General features: G+C 60.0%; 2 protein-coding genes. One reads left to right on the top strand and one right to left on the bottom strand.

Features of this window, described 5'->3' with window-relative positions; genetic code table 11:
• Nucleotides 1-148: 148 nt before the first annotated feature.
• The gene (locus NUV89_RS28775) at nt 149-1,822 is read right to left on the bottom strand and encodes a DEAD/DEAH box helicase (RefSeq protein WP_017734403.1); all 1,674 of its coding nucleotides are present in this window, start codon (nt 1,820-1,822) and stop codon (nt 149-151) included.
• 423 nt (nt 1,823-2,245) lie between these two features.
• Between NUV89_RS28775 and NUV89_RS28780 the strand changes: the two genes are divergently transcribed.
• Nucleotides 2,246-3,037, top strand: a complete 792-nt coding sequence (locus tag NUV89_RS28780; protein WP_257783988.1) for a crotonase/enoyl-CoA hydratase family protein — start codon at nt 2,246-2,248, stop codon at nt 3,035-3,037.
• Nucleotides 3,038-3,118 lie beyond the last annotated feature (81 nt).

Here is a 3,118-nt window from a genome sequence, read left to right on the forward strand (position 1 = left end):
AATAACAAATTTAGTGACTGACACTCCGCATTCGCGAGCAAGCCCGCTCCCACACTTGATTGGGGGTTGACCCTAGATTGAGCAGGCAAAAAAAATCCCCGAACCAGTCGGGGATTTTTTATGTGCGATCAATCAGCCCAGGGGCGGATCAATCTTCGCGGTAGCGACGCAGCTTCAGCTGCTTACCGGCAACGCGAGTATCTTTCAGCTTGGCCAGCAGTTTTTCCAGACCGTCTTCCGGCAGCTCCACCAGGGAGAAGCTGTCACGGACCTGGATGCGACCGATGGCTTCACGTGCCAGGCCACCCTCGTTGAGGATAGCGCCCAGCAGGTTCTTGGCCGCAATACCATCACGCGCGCCCAGCGCGGTACGGCAACGAGCGCGGCCTTCAGCCAATGGAACCGGAGCACGACGCTCACGATCACCACGGTCTGGACGGTCGCCAGTACGCTCTGGACGATCACCGCGTGGCGCGTTGTTCGGAACCAGTGGGCGTTCTTTCTCGATAGCAGCCAGGGTCAGGGCTTGACCGTTGGTCGCTTTGCGCAGCAGGGCTGCAGCCAGGGCACGCGGGGTGCAACCGATATCGGCGGTCAGGCGGTCCAGCAGGTCGCCGTGGGTCGATTCAGCATCAGCCACCAGTGGCGACAGGCTGTTGGTCAGTTTCTTGATGCGCGCATCCAGGACTGCCTGGGCATCCGGCAGGCGCACTTCAGCAACTTTCTGACCGGTTACACGCTCGATCACTTGCAGCATGCGGCGCTCACGTGGAGTCACCAGCAGCAGTGCACGACCTTCGCGACCCGCACGGCCGGTACGGCCGATACGGTGAACGTAGGACTCTGGATCGTAAGGCATGTCAACGTTGAACACGTGGGTGATACGTGGAACGTCGAGGCCACGAGCGGCAACGTCGGTCGCGACAACGATGTCCAGACGGCCATCCTTGAGGGAGTCGATCACGCGCTCACGTTGGTTCTGGGCGATGTCACCGTTCAGCGCAGCGGCTTTGTAGCCTTTGGCTTCCAGGGCACTGGCCAGGTCCAGGGTCGCTTGCTTGGTGCGCACGAACATAATCAGGGCGTCGAAGTCTTCGACTTCCAGCAGGCTCAATACAGCCGAGGTCTTCTGGTCAGCGTGAACCAACAGGTGAGCCTGTTCGATCGCGGTAACGGTCTGAGTCTTGGTCTGGATCTTGACGTGCTCTGGGTCACGCAGGTGACGCTCGGCAATGGCACGGATCGACTGTGGCAGGGTCGCCGAGAACAGTACGGTCTGACGGGTCGGTGGCAGCGCCTTGAAGATGACTTCCAGGTCATCCATGAAGCCCAGCTTCAACATTTCGTCAGCTTCGTCGAGAACCAGGTGGTTCACGGTCGACAGGACTTTTTCGTCGCGACGCAGGTGGTCGCACAGACGGCCCGGCGTGGCGACAACGATCTGTGCGCCATTACGGATTGCTTTCAGTTGTGGGCCCATAGGCGCGCCGCCGTAAACGGCCACAACGGTTACACCTGGCATTTGCTTGGCGTAGGTTTCGAAAGCGGTTGCTACTTGCAGCGCCAACTCACGGGTTGGCGCCAGGATCAGGGCTTGCGGCTCGCGCTTGGCAGGATCGATGCAGTGCAGGATAGGCAGGGCGAACGCGGCGGTTTTACCGGTACCGGTTTGCGCCTGGCCAATCATGTCTTTGCCGGCCATGATGATCGGGATCGATTGCTGCTGAATCGCCGAAGGTTCTTCGTAGCCAGTCGCGATGACGGCAGCAAGAATGTTCGGGTTAAGATTAAAAGCGGCGAAGCCGCCGGTTTCCTGGGTCATGGGTCTGCCTCTAAGTGCATCCGCAAAGACCCATGCTCCAAAGCTGCGCATGCCGTGTTGAGACTCAAGAGTCGCCCTGGCTGCTTTGTCGGCGGGGATTTGCGAAAACGAATGAAAGAAAAAAGATTCGTCAAGGAAGAGTCCGCTGTGCGGACGTGCAGCCGAAGCTGACTTCGGGGAATTGCGCTACCTAAACGCGGCCCGGTTAAAGGCCGGCGCGCACTATACCGGAAATAGCTGAAAAAGGGAGCTTTTTTTATCGCAAAGCGCCGATAAACCGCGCTGCGTCACAGTCTTTGCAGATAACAGCCACAGGGTCTATTTTTCAAAGGCCCGGCCCTGCTGGTCATAACGCTTAAACGGTTCACCCTACCCTTCCGACCCTTTGGTCTGAAACCTCTCCCGCGCCCGAGGGCACACCCGATGAATCAAGCCAGCAGCAGTCGCGTCAGCCGTGAATTACAGGGACATGTCTTGCTGCTGGGCCTGGACCGAGTGGCCAAGCGCAACGCCTTCGACCTGGATCTGCTCAATGAGCTGAGCCTGGCCTATGGCGAATTTGATCGAAATGATGCAGCCCGGGTGGCCGTGGTATTTGCCCACGGCGAGCACTTCACCGCCGGCCTCGACCTGGCGAATGTCAGCGGCGTGATGGCCGGTGGCTGGCAACCGCCGCTGGGCGGCTGCGATCCGTGGGGCGTGTTCGCCGGCCCCAGGGTCAGCAAACCGGTGATCGTGGCGGCCCAGGGCTATTGCCTGACCATCGGCATCGAGTTGATGTTGGCGGCGGATATCAACCTGTGCGCAAGCAACACGCGCTTTGCGCAGATGGAAGTGCAGCGTGGGATCTTTCCGTTTGGTGGCGCGACATTGCGCTTTCATCAGATGGCCGGCTGGGGCAATGCGATGCGCTGGCTGCTCACCGGTGATGAGTTCGATGCCCATGAGGCGCTGCGCCTGGGGTTGGTGCAGGAGGTGATGGCCAGTGAAGACCTGCTGCCCCGTGCCGTTGAGCTGGCCAGCCGCATTGCGCGGCAGGCGCCATTGGGGGTGCAGGCGACGTTGATGTCGGCGCGCTTGGCGCGGATGGAAGGCGAAACGGTGGCGGCCGCGGCATTACAGCCGATGGTGGATAAACTGCTGAATAGCGAGGATGCCAAGGAAGGGGTACTGGCGATGGTGGAGAAGCGGCCTGGGGTGTTCAAGGGAATTTGAGTTGACTGTGAGGGCCTCTTCGCGGGCAAGCCCGCTCCCACATTTGGAACGCATTTATCTGTAGGAATGCATTCCCCTGTG

Origin of the sequence: Pseudomonas sp. 18.1.10, from assembly GCF_024655625.1 — a bacterium.
GTDB lineage: Bacteria > Pseudomonadota > Gammaproteobacteria > Pseudomonadales > Pseudomonadaceae > Aquipseudomonas.

Excerpts from the sequence above, each read along its gene's own strand:
- NUV89_RS28775 (WP_017734403.1), bottom strand. The coding sequence starts at position 1,822 with ATGACCCAGGAAACCGGCGGCTTCGCCGCTTTTAATCTTAACCCGAAC.
- NUV89_RS28780 (WP_257783988.1), top strand. The coding sequence starts at position 2,246 with ATGAATCAAGCCAGCAGCAGTCGCGTCAGCCGTGAATTACAGGGACAT.